Here is a 15,788-nt window from a genome sequence, read left to right on the forward strand (position 1 = left end):
GGTCGAGACGGGTCAAGACATCGACACGGGTCAAGACCAGGACGACCACCGTCCGGGACGGTCCGGGGGAACTGAAGGGACACCGTGAGAGAGCTGCGCATCAGGGTGCTGGCGGGCGTGTTCGTCGTGGCCGGCGTCCTGTCCTGGGCGGGCGCCCGCCTCTGGAACTCGATCGGGACCCTTCCCAGCGTCCCCGTGGCCGCCCCCATCGTCCTCGCGCTGATCGCGGTGGTCCTGCTCTCGACGGCGCTCTCGCTGCGCGCCCGTCTGAAGGCCCAGCGCGAGCGCCGGCCCGGCGCCAAGGGCGTCGACCCGCTGATGGCCGCCCGAGCGGTTGTCTTCGGCCAGGCCAGCGCCCTGGTGGCCGCGCTCGTCGCCGGGATGTACGGCGGCACGGGCGTCTTCCTGCTGGAGCAGCTGGACATCCCGGCCCGCCGCGACCAGGCGATCTACGCCGGTTTCTCGGTGCTGGCCGGCGTCGGCGTGATAGCGGCGGCCATGTTCCTGGAGCGGGTCTGCAAGCTCCCGGAGGACGACGACCAGAACCACCCGGGAGCGGAGCCGGTGGCCTGACCGCCGGCCCCGCTCGGCAACGCCGTCAGCGCCGCCAGCGCCGTCAGTGCGCCATGATGAGGCTCATCGCCTCGTTCCGCGTCGCCGCGTCCCGCAGCTGACCGCGCACGGCCGAGGTTATGGTCTTCGCGCCCGGCTTGCGGATGCCGCGCATGGACATGCACATGTGCTCGCACTCGACCACGACGATGACACCCCGCGGCTCCAGGATGTCCATCAGGGAGTCCGCGATCTGCGTGGTCATACGCTCCTGCACCTGCGGCCGGCGGGCGTAGACGTCGACCAGGCGGGCCAGCTTGGACAGGCCCGTGATCTTGCCGGTCTCGGACGGGATGTAGCCGACGTGGGCGACACCCCGGAACGGCACCAGGTGGTGCTCACAGGTCGAGTACACCTCGATGTCCTTCACGAGGACCATCTCGTCGTGTCCGAGGTCGAAGGTCGTCGTCAGGACGTCCTCCGGCTGCTGCCACAGGCCGGCGAAGATCTCCTTGTAGGCCCGCGCGACCCGGGCCGGCGTCTCCCGCAGCCCCTCGCGATCCGGGTCCTCACCGACCGCGATCAGCAGCTCCCGCACGGCGTTCTCGGCGCGCTTCTCGTCGAACTCGCCGATGCGGCCCTCGCCGTCCAGCGTCACCGGGTCGGTCATCTGGTCCCTCGTTCCTGTGCCTTGCACGCGCGTTTTCCTCGCGTTCCGTCTGCGGACATGCGAAATGCCGCGCCCTCCAGGCTAGAACCTGGGGGGCGCGGCATTCATTCCGGCCCTGCTGGCCGAAACTGGTCTGCTCGCGGTCGGCCGGTCAGCTCTCCGGGCGGTCCTCCGGGGTCTGCTCCGTCACCGGGGCGGACTCCGCGGCCGTCGACTTGGCCGTGCTGATCGCCGCCGTCGCGCCGTTCGCACCGTTGGTCAGTGCCAGCTCCTTGGGGGAGAGCACCGGCGGGCGGGTGGACGGGGTACGGCGGGAGGAACCGGTCCAGGCGGGCCGCGGCGGGCGCTTGACGATCGGGGCGAAGATCTCGGCGATCTCCTCCTTGCCCAGGGTCTCCTTCTCCAGCAGCTGGAGGACGAGGTTGTCGAGCACGTCGCGGTTCTCGACCAGGATCTCCCAGGCCTCGTTGTGCGCGGTCTCGATCAGCTTCTTGACCTCCTCGTCCACCAGCGCGGCGACCTCCTCCGAGTAGTCGCGCTGGTGAGCCATCTCACGGCCGAGGAAGGGCTCGCTGTTGTCGCCGCCGAACTTGATCGCGCCGAGACGCTCGGTCATGCCGTACTGGGTGACCATCGCGCGGGCCAGGTTCGTGGCCTTCTCGATGTCGTTCGCGGCGCCGGTGGTCGGGTCGTGGAAGACCAGTTCCTCGGCCGCCCGGCCGCCCAGCATGTAGGCGAGCTGGTCGAGCATCTCGTTGCGCGTGGTCGAGTACTTGTCCTCGTCCGGCAGGACCATCGTGTAGCCCAGGGCACGGCCGCGGGACAGGATCGTGATCTTGTGGACCGGGTCGGAGTTCGGCGAGGCCGCCGCGACCAGGGCGTGACCGCCCTCGTGGTACGCGGTGATCTTCTTCTCCTTGTCCGACATGATCCGGGTCCGCTTCTGCGGGCCCGCGACCACACGGTCGATCGCCTCGTCCAGCGCCTTGTTGTCGATCAGCTTCTGGTCGCCGCGGGCGGTGAGCAGCGCGGCCTCGTTCAGCACGTTGGCGAGGTCGGCACCGGTCATGCCCGGGGTGCGGCGGGCCACGGCGGACAGGTCGACGTCGGGCGCGACCGGCTTGCCCTTCTGGTGGACCTTGAGGATCTCCAGACGGCCCTGCAGGTCCGGCGGGTCGACCGCGATCTGCCGGTCGAAGCGGCCCGGGCGCAGCAGCGCCGGGTCGAGGATGTCCGGGCGGTTCGTGGCGGCGATCAGGATGACGCCGCCCTTGACGTCGAAGCCGTCCATCTCGACCAGCAGCTGGTTCAGGGTCTGCTCGCGCTCGTCGTGACCGCCGCCGAGGCCGGCGCCGCGGTGGCGGCCGACCGCGTCGATCTCGTCGACGAAGACGATCGCCGGGGCGTTCGCCTTGGCCTGCTCGAACAGGTCACGGACCCGGGAGGCACCGACACCGACGAACATCTCCACGAAGTCGGAGCCGGAGATCGAGTAGAACGGGACGCCCGCCTCGCCGGCGACGGCGCGCGCGAGCAGGGTCTTGCCGGTACCCGGGCGGCCGTAGAGGAGCACGCCCTTGGGGATCTTGGCGCCGACGGCCTGGAACTTGGCGGGCTCCTGCAGGAACTCCTTGATCTCCTGGAGCTCCTCGACGGCCTCGTCACAGCCCGCGACGTCGGAGAAGGTCGTCTTCGGGGTGTCCTTGGTGATGAGCTTCGCCTTGGACTTGCCGAAGTTCATGACCCGGGAGCCGCCGCCCTGCATCTGATTCATCAGGAACAGGAAGACGACCACGATCAGGACGAAGGGCAGCAGGGAGAGCAGGACGCCGACGAACGGGTTCTGCTTGGACGGCGAGACCGTGTAGCCGTCCGTGATCTGCTTTTCCTGGTACTTGGTCTGCAGCGTTCCGGCCAGCTGCACGCCCTGGTCGCCGATGTAGCTCGCCTGGATCTTGGAGCTGCCCTCGACCTTGTAGCCGTCCTTGAGCGTGACCTTGATGCTCTGTTCGTCACCGGTGGTGAGCTTGGCCGACTCGACCTTGTTGTCGTTGATCGCCGCCACGACCTGGCCGGTGTCCACCGTCTTGTAGCCGCCGGACGAGCCGACGACCTGCATCAACACGACCACGGCAAGGACGGCCAGCACGATCCACATGACCGGCCCACGGAAGTATCGCTTCACGTCCATCCATACGGAGCGGTGCCGCCCCGTCCCTCCTGCCATAGTGAGTTTGATAAGACAGTTCTTCTGACGGTACCCCAGCATTGTTGCCCGAAGCCGCACGGAGCCGTTTCGACGGCTGGGATCCCGTCTCTGCATGCTCCAACGGCCCGGGGCCCGCTGGGGTTCCCGATCATCCCGGCGCGCTTGCGCCGAGTGGCTCAGCCGCCGTAGACGTGAGGCGCGAGCGTACCGACGAACGGCAGGTTGCGGTACTTCTCGGCGTAGTCGAGGCCGTAGCCGACGACGAACTCGTTCGGGATGTCGAAGCCGACCCACTCGACGTCGATGGCGACCTTGGCGGCGTCCGGCTTGCGCAGCAGCGTGCACACCTTCAGGGAGGCGGGCTCGCGCGAACCGAGGTTGTTGATCAGCCAGGACAGGGTCAGCCCGGAGTCGATGATGTCCTCGACGATCAGGACGTGCCGGCCCTTGATGTCGGTGTCGAGGTCCTTGAGGATGCGGACGACCCCGGAGGACTGGGTGCCCGCGCCGTAGGAGGACACGGCCATCCAGTCCATGGTGACGGGGGTGGACAGCGCCCGGGCGAGGTCCGCCATGACCATCACCGCGCCCTTGAGCACGCCGACGATCAGCAGGTCCTTGCCCGCGTACTCCGCGTCGATCTTCGCGGCCAGCTCGGCCAGCTTCGCGTCGATCTCTTCCTTGGTGATGAGCACCTGCTGGAGGTCGGCACCCATGTCTTTCGCGTCCACCCGCATCACTTTCGGTCGTCCCGCACTTACGGCCGCGAGCGCGGCCACCGGCTCCGGCCGCACGCACGGCCGTCGGCTGCCCGGCCCGCCGGAGCGTCACTCCGTGAGGGTCGGGATTCAGCCTTGCCGAATCACCAGTCTGCCACCCTGCCGCTGGGCGACGACTTTGCCCGGGAGATTGATGGCTCCCTGACCGCGCCAGCCGGTGATCAGACGGTCGATCTCCTCGATGTGGCGGGCGAACAGCGCACCGGCCGGGGCACCGGCCTCGATGGCGGCACGGCGCAGGATCCGGCGGCGTACGGCGGGCGGGAGGGCGTACAGCTTGGCGCACTCCAGCAGGCCGGCGGCGTCCCGTACGGAGGCCTCGGCCTGGCGGGCCCAGGCGTCGAGGGCGTCGGCGTCGTCGCGGGAGAGCTGGGCGGTGCGGGCGAGCGCCTCGACGACGCCCTTGCCGAGGGCCTTCTCCAGGGCGGGCAGGCCCTCGTGCCTGAGCCGGGAGCGGGTGTAGGCGGGGTCGGCGTTGTGCGGGTCGTCCCAGACGGGCAGCGACTGGACCATGCAGGCCTTGCGGGCGGTCTGCCGGTCGAGCTGCAGGAAGGGCCGCCGGTAACGGCCGCCGGCCCCCGAGACCGCGGCCATGCCGGACAGGGAGCGGATGCCGGAGCCGCGGGCGAGACCCAGCAGGACGGTTTCGGCCTGGTCGTCGCGGGTGTGGCCGAGCAGGATCGCGGCGGCGCCGTGGCGTTCGGCCGCTTCGTCGAGGGCGGCGTAGCGGGCGTCGCGGGCGGCGGCCTCGGGGCCTCCCTCGCGGCCGACGGTGACGGCGACGGACTCGACCGGATCGAGCCCGAGCCCGCGCATTCGCAGGGCGACCTCGTCGGCGCGGAGGTCGGAGCCGGGCTGGAGGCCGTGGTCGACGGTGATCCCGCCGGCCCGGATGCCGAGCTTGGGGGCTTCGAAGGCGAGGGCGGAGGCGAGGGCCATGGAGTCGGCGCCGCCGGAGCACGCGACGAGGACGAGCGGGGAGGGGGGCCGCTCGGCCGTCCGGTCCGGGGCCGCGCCGACGAGCTGCGGGCTCGCGTGCGCGCGGGAGGTCTGGTCGTTGAGGATGTCGTGGAGGACGCGGCGGACCGCCAGGCGTATCGCCGCGACCGCAGGATGGGGACCCATGTCCGGTTCCCTTCATGAAGTTTTTCGGGGGGTGAGCCCGAGACGGTCACTCAGAGTGTGTCGATGGTGACAGAAGCGGGCCGTTCCCCGAGCATTGCACGCCTACGCATGGCTCACGGTCCCTCGGACGGGTGATTGGAGGGGCGTTCGCCTGCCGTCGGCCGGATTCGTTTCACGACTTCCCCGGGTCGTTCACGATTCGGCCTTCCGGTGCACCCGCGCGACCCAGTCCGCCGGTTTGGCGATCTCCGCCTTGGTGGGCAGGGTGTTGGGCGAGGTCCACACGCGGTTGAAGCCGTCGACGCCGACCTGGTCGACCACGGCCCGCACGAAGCGTTCGCCGTCCCGGTACTGCTTCAGTTTGGCATCCAGACCCAGCAGCTTGCGCAGGGCGAGGTCCAGTCGGGAGGCGCCCTTCGCGCGGCGCTGCTGGAACTTCTCCCGGATCTCCGCGACGGTCGGTACGACGCTCGGTCCGACGCCGTCCATGACGTAGTCGGCGTGGCCCTCCAGCAAGGACATCACGGCCGTCAGACGGGCGAGGATCTCCCGCTGGGCGGGGGTCTGCACCAGCTCCACGAAGGAGCGTCCGCCGTCCTCCTCCTCGCCCTCGGGGCGGCCGCCGGCGAGGGACTGGGCGGCTTCCCGGATGCGCTCCAGGAAGGTCATCGGGTCGACGTCGGTCTCCGCCAAGAACGACTGGATTTCGCCCTCCAGGTGGTCCCGCAGCCAGGGAACGGCGGTGAACTGGGTGCGGTGGGTCTCCTCGTGCAGGCACACCCAGAGGCGGAAGTCGTGCGGCTCGACGTCGAGTTCGCGCTCCACGTGGACGATGTTGGGCGCGACGAGCAGCAGCCGGCCGCCGCCGTTCTCGCCGGCCGGGAGGTCGCGGGTGGCGGGGGCGAAGGTCTCGTACTGGCCGAGGACACGGGAGGACAGGAACGACAGGAGCATGCCGAGTTCCACGCCGGTGACCTTGCCGCCGACGGCGCCGAGGACCGCGCTGCCCGGGTTGTTGCCGCGCCGTTCCGCCATCTTCTCCAGGAGCGGCCGGAGGATCTCCCGGAAGCCGGCGACGTTGGCCCGGACCCAGCCGGGGCGGTCCACGACGAGGACGGGGGTGTCGTGGGTGTCCTCGGTGCCCATACGAGTGAAGCCCCGGACGTGGCCCTCCGAGGCTTTCGCGTGCCGGCGCAGCTCCGCGACGACGGCCCTGGCCTCGTCGCGGCTGACGTCGGGACCGGGGCGTACGAGCCGTGTCGCGGTTGCCACCGCGAGGTTCCAGTCGACCATCCCGGGAGATGCGGTGCCGCCGAAGCCAGTCATGCTGTCAACCGTACGTGAGCGCTCCCGCTTGGGGCAGCCGTGTGGGGCCGGCAGGGCCGGGGGAGCGCTTTCCGGCCGCCCGGTGCCGCGCGGTCACCCCGTCAGTGCCGTGGCCGCCTTGTCCAGGGCCGACTGGGCCTCCGTGGCGTTCGGGGTGTTCGAGGCCAGGAAGGCGAAGGCCAGGACGTGGCCGGTGCTGTCCACGACCGTGCCGGCGAGGGTGTTCACGCCGGTCAGGGTGCCGGTCTTGGCGCGGACGAGGCCGGACGCGCCGTCGGTGTAGCGGGTGCTCAGGGTGCCGGTGAAGCCGGCCACGGGCAGGCCGGTGAGAACGGGGCGCAGGCCGGGGCGGTGCGGGTCGCCCGCCTTGACCAGCAGGGCGGTGAGGAGGTCGGCCGTGAGCCGGTCGTCCCGGTCGAGGCCGCTGCCGTCGTGGAAGGCGGCACCGGCCATCGGCAGGCCGAGCCCCCGCAGCTGTGTGGCGATGGCCTCGGCGCCGCCGTCGAAGCTCGCCGGCTGCCCGCTCGCCACGGCCGTGTGGCGGGCCAGGGCCTCCGCGATGTCGTTGTCGCTGTTGGTCAGCATCCGCTCGACCAGGGCGGACAGCGGGGGCGAGGAGACGCGGGCGAGGGTCTCCGCGCGCGTGCTGGCCTTGGACGGGCCGGGGTGCGTGGTGGTGATGCCGGCGTCCTTCAGGAAGCCCGCGAACCTGGCCGCCGCGTCCGCCGCCGGGTCGCCCACGCGGGGCACCGGGCCGCTGGCGGAGTCGTCGGTGCGGCCCTCGTCGGCGGTGAGGGCGGTGACCGGGGCGAGGTTGTCGTTGACGCCGATGGGGTGCAGGGCGGGGCCGGTGAAGAGGGTGGTGTCGTAGGACAGGGTGATCCGGTGGATGCCGCGCTTGTCCAGCGCCTTCGCGGTGTCCGCCGCCAGCGTCCGCAGGCTCGCCCAGCCGCCGCTGCGGGCGTGCGCGGTGAGGGTGGGGTCGCCGCCGCCGACCAGGACGAGTTCCCGGGTGTCGGGTTCGAGGGCGGTGCGGGTGGTGAGGCGGTGGTCGGGGCCGAGCGCGGACAGGGCGGCGACCGCGGTGGCGATCTTGGTGGTGGAGGCGGGGGTGAGGGCCCGGCCGGCGTCGGCGTCGTACAGCCGTTCACCGGTCTGGACGTCGACGACGGCCGCCGCGTGGGCGTCGCCGAGCGCGGGGGTGTCGAGGAGGGGCCTGAGGGCGTCCGCGAGGGTCTGTCCGCGCGGGGCGGCCTTCTTGGTGCCGACGGTGCCCGTGGTGCCGCCCAGGCCCGTCAGGACGGGTCCGGCGCTCGGCGCGGGCCGGGGCGCCCCCGCGGCCGCACCGGAGCGGCCGTGATCTGCGCCACCTGCCCGCTCCAGGGCGGCGGCCCGGTCCCGCTCGGCCGTACGCTGACCCGTGGCGTCCCAGGGACCGGCCACGGTCACCACGCCGGCGGCCAGCGCCAGGCCGGCGGTGGCGGCGCCCGCGGTGTACTGCCAGGTCCTGACGGTCCGCGGACGGGGGAGGTGCACAGGCCTGACACGCACGGCTCTCGTGAGCCGCGCGATGCGCGGCCCGGCGGCCGTCACGGCGCTCGCCAGACGCGGTCGTACGGCGTTCGCGATCCGCTCCATCTGCGGTCTCGCGGCTCGCCAAGGCCTCAGCTCTGGCACGACCACCAGCCCCTTTCGCGATCACACACCTGCGTGAGGGACACTTAACCACCAGAACTATGTGCTGATCATGGAGGAGCCACCGGTGGAGTTCGACGTCACGATCGAGATCCCGAAGGGTTCGCGGAACAAGTACGAGGTGGACCACGAGACCGGTCGGATCCGCCTGGACCGTCGTCTCTTCACCTCGACCGCCTACCCGACCGACTACGGCTTCGTCGAGAACACTCTCGGCGAGGACGGCGACCCGCTGGACGCGCTGGTCATCCTGGACGAGCCGACCTTCCCGGGCTGCCTCATCCGCTGCCGCGCGATCGGCATGTTCCGCATGACGGACGAGGCCGGCGGCGACGACAAGCTGCTGTGCGTTCCGGCCACCGACCCGCGCGTGGAGCACCTGCGCGACATCCACCACGTGTCGGAGTTCGACCGCCTGGAGATCCAGCACTTCTTCGAGGTGTACAAGGACCTGGAGCCCGGCAAGTCGGTCGAGGGCGCCAACTGGGTGGGCCGCACGGAGGCCGAGGCGGAGATCGAGCGGTCGTACAAGCGCTTCAAGGAGCAGGGCGGTCACTGACCGGCCGGTTTGTCTTCCGCGGGCCGCGGCACCCTGCGTGGGGTGGCGCGGCCCGTTTGCGTACCCATGCGCATACTGAGGCCTACGGAAGGTGTCGTTCAGGGAAGCGGTGCGAGGTGACGGAGGCGGAGGACCGCAAACCCCGGTCCGACGAAGCGCGGTACGACCCGGAGATCACGTCCGAGTTCGCCATTCCCCAGGGACTCGACGTCCCCAGGAGCGGTGAGTCGGAGACGACCTCCGAGTTCGCGGTGCCGGAGGGACTCGAGGCGCCGCAGCCGCCGAGTGCCGAGCCGGAGGGGTCGGCGTTCAGCACGCCGCGCACCTACAGCGCGAAGGACGCGCCGGCCGCGTTCACGCCGGCCGCCGGGGTGCCGCTGGTCAGCCTGGTCAAGGACGCGCCCTGGCAGGACCGGATGCGCACGATGCTGCGCATGCCGGTGACCGAGCGGCCGGCGCCGGAGCCGGTGCAGCGCGAGGAGGAGGGCGGCCCGGCCGTCCCGCGCGTGCTGGACCTGACCCTGCGTATCGGGGAGCTGCTGCTGGCCGGCGGCGAGGGCGCGGAGGACGTGGAGGCCGCGATGTTCGCGGTGTGCCGGTCCTACGGCCTGGACCGCTGCGAGCCGAACGTCACCTTCACGCTGCTGTCGATCTCGCACCAGCCGTCCCTGGTGGAGGACCCGGTGACGGCGTCCCGGACGGTCCGGCGGCGGGGCACCGACTACACGCGGCTGGCGGCCGTCTTCCGGCTGGTGGACGACCTGACCGACCCGGAGACCCATGTCTCCCTGGAGGAGGCCTACCGGCGCCTCGCGGAGATCCGCCGCAACCGGCACCCGTACCCCGGCTGGGCGCTGAGCCTGGCGAGCGGGCTGCTCGCGGGCGCGGCCTCCGTGCTGGTCGGCGGTGATCTGATCGTGTTCGTGGCGGCCGCGGTGGGCGCGATGCTCGGCGACCGGCTGGCGTGGCTGTGCGCGGGGCGCGGGCTGCCGGAGTTCTACCAGTTCACGGTGGCCGCGATGCCGCCCGCGGCGATCGGGGTGGCGTTCGCGCTGGCCCACGTCGATGTGAAGGCGTCCGCCGTCGTCACCGGTGGGCTGTTCGCGCTGCTGCCCGGGCGGGCGCTGGTGGCAGGTGTGCAGGACGGGCTGACGGGCTTCTACATCACCGCCTCCGCCCGCCTGCTGGAGGTCATGTACTTCTTCGTCGGCATCGTCACCGGCGTCCTGATCGTCCTGTACTTCGGCGTCAAGGTCGGCGGCAAGCTGAACCCGGACGCGGCGCTCATCATCAACGAGCGGCCGGTGGTGCAGATCGCCGCGTCGATGCTGCTGTCGATGACGTTCGCGGTGCTGCTCCAGCAGGAACGATCCACCGTGCTCTGGGTGACCCTCAACGGGGGCGTGGCGTGGACGGTGTACGGCGCGATGCACTACGTCGCCGACATCTCGCCGGTGGCGTCCACGGCCGTGGCGGCGGGCCTGGTGGGTCTGTTCGGGCAGCTGCTGTCGCGGTACCGGTTCGCGTCGGCGCTGCCCTACACGACGGCGGCGATCGGACCGCTGCTGCCCGGTTCGGCGACCTATTTCGGGCTGCTGAGCATGGCGCAGAACGAGGTGGACAAGGGCCTGGTGTCGCTGGCGAACGCGGCGTCGCTGGCCTTGGCCATCGCGATCGGGGTCAACCTGGGCTCGGAGGTCTTCCGCCTGTTCCTGCGGGTCGGCTCCGCCGGGAAGCGCAGGGCCGCCAAGCGGACCAGGGGTTTCTAGACGCCGGCCGGCCTTACGGGGCGCGGTGGTTGCCCTGGTCGTACGGGTACTGGTTCGGGTCGTACTGCTGCTGCGGGTACTGCTGCTCCGGGTACTGCTGCTGGTCGTAGTACTGGTTGTCGTAGCCGCCCTGATCCCAGTACTGCTGCTGCTCCTGCTGGTACGGCTGCTGCTGGTACGGCTGCTGCTGGTACGGCTGCTGCTGGTCGTACTGCGAGGGGTACTCCTGCTCCGGCTCGATGCGCCGCAGGCGGGTCGTGGCGTCGTCCATGACGGGGGGCTGCTGGTAGGCCGGCTGCTGGTACTGCGGCTGCCGCGGGGGCTCCGGCCGGGTCTGCGCGGCCTTCTTCTCCTTGCCGCGCGCGCGGAGGAACTCGATCGCGATCGGGATCACCGAGACGAGGACGATCAGGATGAGGATCGCCTCGATGTTCTTCTTGACGACGTCGATGTTGCCGAGCCAGGAGCCGAGCAGGGTGACGCCCGCGCCCCACAGGACGCCGCCGATGACGTTGAAGATCAGGAACGAGCGGTACTTCATTCCGCTGACGCCCGCGATGATCGGCGTGAACGTGCGCACGATCGGCACGAAGCGGGCCAGGACCAGGGACTTGGGGCCGTACTTCTCGAAGAACTCGTGCGCCTTGGTGACGTTCTCCTGCTTGAACAGGCGGGAGTCCGGGCGGTTGAACAGGGACGGGCCGACCTTCTTGCCGAACATGTAGCCCGCCTGGTCGCCGAGGATCGCCGCGACGCAGATCAGGGCGATCGCGCCCCACAGCGGGAAGTCCAGGTCACCCGAGGTGATCAGCAGGCCGCAGGTGAACAGCAGGGAGTCACCCGGCAGGAAGAAGCCGATGAGCAGGCCGGACTCGGCGAAGACGATGAGCAGCAGACCCCAGATGCTGTAGGTGTCGAGCAGATAGTTGGGGTCCAGCCAGCTCGGGCCGAGGGCGAGTGTCATCACGGGTCCGGGCTCCTGAGGGGTGAAGGCGGCTTGGCGGACGGCGCCGGTGGCGGTGTACCGCCGCACAAAGCTATCAACGTGATGTGACCGCCCCAGGTTCCACCGGCCGTTCCAGGATGCACTGTGCGGCGACCGGGAGAAAGCTGTGACTCATGGGACTCGATGACTACGGCGGTGGCCAGGGCCCCCAGCCGGACGTGCTGGTCGTGACGACGAACGACGTGCCCGGGTACCGGGTGCAGACGGTGCTCGGCGAGGTGTTCGGCCTGACCGTGCGCTCGCGGCACCTCGGCAGCCAGATCGGCGCCGGGCTGAAGTCGATGATCGGCGGTGAGCTGAAGGGGCTCACCAAGACGCTCGTGCAGACCCGCAACCAGGCCATGGAGCGCCTGGTGGAACAGGCACGCGCGCGTGGCGCCAACGGGGTGCTGATGTTCCGGTTCGACGTGACCGAGGCCGCGGACGTCGGCACCGAGGTGTGCGCCTACGGCACGGCGGTGGTCCTGGCCCGGGAGTGAGCCCCGCGCGCTCCCGGGCCGGGACCGGTCAGGAGGTCTGCCGGTCGGCGTTGGCGAGGATCGCGTCGCGCAGGTGCTCGGCCACACCGGGCCCCAGGGCGTCGTAGAACGCCTTGAAGCGTTCGTCGGAGACGTACATCTCCCCGAAGCACCGGTGCATCTCGTACGGGACCTCGAAGTAGTACCTGCTGATGTGCTGCCGGTGTTCCTCCGCCATGTCCATGGCCGCCTCGCCGGACGGCTGCTCGCCCCCGGCGACCAGGGCGGCGTACCGCCGGCCCCAGTCGTCGACCTCGGCCTGGATGCGCTTCCAGTCCTCCTTGGTGTAGGTGGCGGCGCGGCGCTGCGACTCGGCGTACGCCTCGGTGTCGCCCCAGCGCTGCTCCACCTCCTCGGCGTACTGCTCGGGGTCCTTGTCCCCGAACACCTCGAACCGCTCCTGCGGCGTCAGGTCGATGCCCATCGTGCGTGCCTCCAAGGCGTGCTCCACGGCCGCGGCCATCTTCTGCAGCTTCTCGATCCGGGCGGTCAGCAGGTGGTGCTGGCGGCGCAGGTGGGTGCGCGGGTCGGCGTCCGGGTCGTCGAGCAGAACCGCGACCTCGTCGAGCGGGAAGCCCAGCTCCCGGTAGAACAGGATCTGCTGGAGCCGGTCGAGGTCGGCGTCGCTGTAGCGCCGGTGGCCGGCGTACGTCCGCTCGCTCGGCACGAGCAGGCCGATCTCGTCGTAGTGGTGCAGGGTGCGCACCGTGACTCCGGCGAACCCCGCGACCTGTCCCACGGAGTAGCTCACTTTCCGCTCCTTGTCGTCGGTACGCCTCCACGCTGGGGCCTCACGTCGCGTGAGGTGCAAGCCGGATTTCGTTCGGGATGTTGCATACCTTTTGTCCGCTTATGGTGAGCCCGTGGCCCAGGAGACGACGCAGGCGCCCCCGAGCGCTCCGACCGCCCCGGCACGGGCTCTGCTGCCGTTCATCCTGCCCGCCGTCGTCGTGGGCGTGGCCGCGAGCCTGGTCTTCGTCGGGGTGAGCACGGCGGGGGAGCTGCTCCAGCGGGTGCTGTGGGGGCCGCTGCCGGACGCGCTCGGGGTGGGCCGGTACTCCGTGCTGTGGATGTTCATCATGCTCACGGCCACCGGTGCCGTCGTAGGGCTGGTGGTCTGGAAGGTGCCCGGACACGCCGGACCCGACCCCGCCACCCTCGGGCTGAACGCCCCCGTCCTGCCGCCGGCCGTACTGCCGGGCCTGGTGGTGGCCACCGGGCTGATGCTGGCCGGCGGCCCGAGCCTCGGCCCGGAGAACCCGGTCATCGCCGTGAACGTGGCTCTCGCGGCCTGGCTCGGCGGGCGCTTCCTGCCCCGGACCCCGGGCACCCTGTGGCCGGTGCTGGCGGAGGCGGCGACCATCGGCGCGCTGTTCGGCACGCCGGTGGCGGCGGCGCTGGTCATCTCCGAGGCGCTGGCGGGACGGCCCATGCAGGGCAGGCTGTGGGACAACCTGTTCGCCCCGCTGACCGCCGGCGCGTGCGGGGCCGTGACCACCACGCTGGTGGCCCGTCCGACCTTCGACCTGGGCCTGCCGCCCATGGGCCACCCGCACGCGAGGGACGTCCTGGCCGCGCTCGTGATCGCCTCGGCGGCCGCGGCGCTCGGCCTGTGCGCCGTGTACGCCTTCCCCCACGTCCACGCGGCCTTCCGGCGGCTGCGGCACCCGATGCTGATGCTCCCGGCCGGCGGGGTCGTCCTGGGGGCGCTCGCGGTCCTCGGCGGGCATCTGACGCTGTTCAAGGGGCTCTCCGAGGTCGGGGAGCTGGCCCGTGACCCGGAGGGCTGGTCGGCGGGGCAGTTTGCCGTGATGACCGTGGTGAAGCTGGCCGCGCTGCTCGTCGCCGCGTCCTGCGGCTTCCGGGGCGGCCGGATCTTCCCCGCGGTCTTCGTCGGCACCGCCCTGGGGCTCGCCGCCCACGCGCTCGTACCGGCCGTGCATCCCTCGCTGGGCGTGGCCACGGCCGTCCTCGGCATGCTCCTGGCGATCACCCGGCAGGGCTGGGTGAGCCTGTTCACCGCCGCCGTCCTGGTCGCCTCCCCGGCGATCACCGCCCTGCTGTGCATCGCCTCGCTGCCCGCCTGGCTGCTGGTGACGGGCCGCCCGCAGATGCAGCTGCGCGGGGACGGCACCCCGGTCCGCTGAACCCCTGGAGGCACATTCCCATGGCCCTGCACAAAGGTCCCGAGCGGCACGAGGCGCGGACGGTGTCGGTCAACCCGTTCTTCGGGGAGGCCAACCCGGTCGGCGGCATGACCGCGGCCCCGCCGACCCACCGGCTCCCGGACGTCCCGCTGCCCCCGGCCACGGCGTACCAGCTGGTGCACGACGAGCTGATGCTGGACGGCAACTCCCGGCTCAATCTGGCCACCTTCGTCACCACCTGGATGGAGCCGCAGGCCGGGGTGCTGATGGCTGAGTGCCGGGACAAGAACATGATCGACAAGGACGAGTACCCGCGCACGGCCGAGCTGGAGCGGCGCTGCGTGGCCATGCTCGCCGACCTGTGGAACGCACCGGACCCGTCGGCCGCGGTGGGCTGTTCCACGACCGGGTCGAGCGAGGCGTGCATGCTCGCCGGGATGGCGCTCAAGCGGCGCTGGGCGAAGCGGAACGCCGACCGGTATCCGGGGGCGCGGCCCAATCTGGTGATGGGGATCAACGTCCAGGTCTGCTGGGAGAAGTTCTGCGCGTTCTGGGAGGTGGAGGCGCGGCTGGTCCCCATGGAGGGCGACCGCTTCCACCTGGACCCGCAGGCCGCCGTGGAGCTGTGCGACGAGAACACCATCGGGGTCGTCGGCATCCTCGGCTCGACCTTCGACGGCTCCTACGAGCCGGTCGCCGAGCTGTGCGCGGCCCTGGACGCCCTCCAGGAGGGCACGGGGCTCGACATCCCGGTGCACGTGGACGGCGCGTCCGGCGGGATGGTGGCGCCTTTCCTGGACGAGGACCTGGTGTGGGACTTCCGCCTGCCGCGCGTGGCGTCGATCAACTCCTCCGGCCACAAGTACGGGCTGGTCTACCCGGGCGTCGGCTGGGCGCTGTGGCGGGACCGGGAGGCACTGCCCGAGGAGCTGGTCTTCCGGGTGAACTACCTGGGCGGCGAGATGCCGACCTTCGCGCTGAACTTCTCCCGGCCCGGCGCCCAGGTGGTGGCGCAGTACTACACGTTCCTGCGGCTCGGCCGCGAGGGCTACCGGGCGGTGCAGCAGTCGACCCGGGACGTGGCGCGCTCCCTCGCCGACAAGATCGCGGCGCTCGGCGACTTCCGGCTGCTCACCCGGGGCGACCAGCTTCCCGTGTTCGCGCTGACCACGGCCGACGACGTCACGTCGTACGACGTCTTCGACGTTTCCCGGCGGCTGCGCGAGGGCGGCTGGCTGGTGCCCGCCTACACCTTCCCGGCGAACCGCGAGGACCTGTCCGTGCTGCGGATCGTGTGCCGCAACGGCTTCTCGCACGACCTGGCCGACCTGTTCGTGGACGACCTGACCCGCCTGCTGCCCGAGCTGCGCCGCCAGCCGCACCCGCTGACCCGCGACAAGGGCGCGGCGACCGGGTTCCACCACTAGGGCCGG

Annotated in this window: 14 protein-coding genes; 6 read left to right on the forward strand and 8 right to left on the reverse strand. The window is 71.2% G+C overall.

Annotated elements, in window-relative coordinates; all coding sequences use genetic code 11:
* Window positions 1-84: 84 nt before the first annotated feature.
* Complete coding sequence (locus ACZ4U1_RS36000; RefSeq protein WP_467908378.1) at window positions 85-573, forward strand: DUF3180 domain-containing protein; 489 nt, start codon at window positions 85-87, stop codon at window positions 571-573.
* A 43-nt stretch (window positions 574-616) separates the two neighbouring features.
* Here ACZ4U1_RS36000 and folE read toward each other — a convergent pair whose 3' ends face one another.
* From folE to dacB, 6 genes are all read right to left on the reverse strand, one after another.
* Window positions 617-1,222, reverse strand: a complete 606-nt coding sequence (folE, locus tag ACZ4U1_RS36005; protein WP_467908379.1) for a GTP cyclohydrolase I FolE — start codon at window positions 1,220-1,222, stop codon at window positions 617-619.
* Between the two features lie 151 nt (window positions 1,223-1,373).
* Window positions 1,374-3,413: an ATP-dependent zinc metalloprotease FtsH gene (gene ftsH / locus ACZ4U1_RS36010; RefSeq protein WP_467908380.1), complete on the reverse strand. Its 2,040-nt coding sequence runs from the start codon at window positions 3,411-3,413 to the stop codon at window positions 1,374-1,376.
* Between the two features lie 194 nt (window positions 3,414-3,607).
* Window positions 3,608-4,168, reverse strand: coding sequence for a hypoxanthine phosphoribosyltransferase (hpt, locus tag ACZ4U1_RS36015; RefSeq protein ID WP_030342680.1), 561 nt, complete (start codon window positions 4,166-4,168; stop codon window positions 3,608-3,610).
* A 111-nt stretch (window positions 4,169-4,279) separates the two neighbouring features.
* Window positions 4,280-5,335 carry a tRNA lysidine(34) synthetase TilS gene (gene tilS / locus ACZ4U1_RS36020; protein ID WP_467908381.1) on the reverse strand — a complete coding sequence of 352 codons (1,056 nt, stop codon included), beginning with the start codon at window positions 5,333-5,335 and terminating at the stop codon, window positions 4,280-4,282.
* A 192-nt stretch (window positions 5,336-5,527) separates the two neighbouring features.
* The gene (locus ACZ4U1_RS36025) at window positions 5,528-6,628 is read right to left on the reverse strand and encodes a zinc-dependent metalloprotease (RefSeq protein ID WP_467908446.1); all 1,101 of its coding nucleotides are present in this window, start codon (window positions 6,626-6,628) and stop codon (window positions 5,528-5,530) included.
* 126 nt (window positions 6,629-6,754) lie between these two features.
* Window positions 6,755-8,299 carry a D-alanyl-D-alanine carboxypeptidase/D-alanyl-D-alanine endopeptidase gene (dacB, locus tag ACZ4U1_RS36030; RefSeq protein WP_467908382.1) on the reverse strand — a complete coding sequence of 515 codons (1,545 nt, stop codon included), beginning with the start codon at window positions 8,297-8,299 and terminating at the stop codon, window positions 6,755-6,757.
* Between the two features lie 124 nt (window positions 8,300-8,423).
* On the opposite strand from dacB, the gene ACZ4U1_RS36035 reads away from it, so the two are divergent.
* Together ACZ4U1_RS36035 and ACZ4U1_RS36040 are read left to right on the forward strand one after the other, a co-directional pair.
* On the forward strand, window positions 8,424-8,915 hold the full coding sequence (locus ACZ4U1_RS36035; RefSeq protein ID WP_356859771.1) for an inorganic diphosphatase: 492 nt from the start codon (window positions 8,424-8,426) through the stop codon (window positions 8,913-8,915).
* A gap of 116 nt (window positions 8,916-9,031) precedes the next feature.
* A complete protein-coding gene (locus ACZ4U1_RS36040; protein WP_467908383.1) occupies window positions 9,032-10,684 on the forward strand; it encodes a threonine/serine exporter family protein in 1,653 nt (550 codons plus the stop codon).
* A gap of 13 nt (window positions 10,685-10,697) precedes the next feature.
* Here the strand turns inward: ACZ4U1_RS36040 and ACZ4U1_RS36045 are convergent, their stop codons facing one another.
* On the reverse strand, window positions 10,698-11,651 hold the full coding sequence (locus ACZ4U1_RS36045) for a DedA family protein (protein WP_467908384.1): 954 nt from the start codon (window positions 11,649-11,651) through the stop codon (window positions 10,698-10,700).
* A gap of 152 nt (window positions 11,652-11,803) precedes the next feature.
* On the opposite strand from ACZ4U1_RS36045, the gene ACZ4U1_RS36050 reads away from it, so the two are divergent.
* Window positions 11,804-12,169: a YbjQ family protein gene (locus ACZ4U1_RS36050; RefSeq protein WP_467908385.1), complete on the forward strand. Its 366-nt coding sequence runs from the start codon at window positions 11,804-11,806 to the stop codon at window positions 12,167-12,169.
* 28 nt (window positions 12,170-12,197) lie between these two features.
* On the opposite strand, the gene ACZ4U1_RS36055 is transcribed toward ACZ4U1_RS36050, so the two are convergent.
* Window positions 12,198-12,959, reverse strand: coding sequence for a MerR family transcriptional regulator (locus ACZ4U1_RS36055; protein WP_467908386.1), 762 nt, complete (start codon window positions 12,957-12,959; stop codon window positions 12,198-12,200).
* Between the two features lie 112 nt (window positions 12,960-13,071).
* Between ACZ4U1_RS36055 and ACZ4U1_RS36060 the strand changes: the two genes are divergently transcribed.
* Window positions 13,072-14,355, forward strand: coding sequence for an ion channel protein (locus tag ACZ4U1_RS36060; protein ID WP_467908387.1), 1,284 nt, complete (start codon window positions 13,072-13,074; stop codon window positions 14,353-14,355).
* Between the two features lie 20 nt (window positions 14,356-14,375).
* A complete protein-coding gene (locus ACZ4U1_RS36065) occupies window positions 14,376-15,782 on the forward strand; it encodes a glutamate decarboxylase (protein ID WP_467908388.1) in 1,407 nt (468 codons plus the stop codon).
* Window positions 15,783-15,788: the final 6 nt, after the last annotated feature.

The organism is Streptomyces sp. NPDC028928, assembly GCF_055564915.1.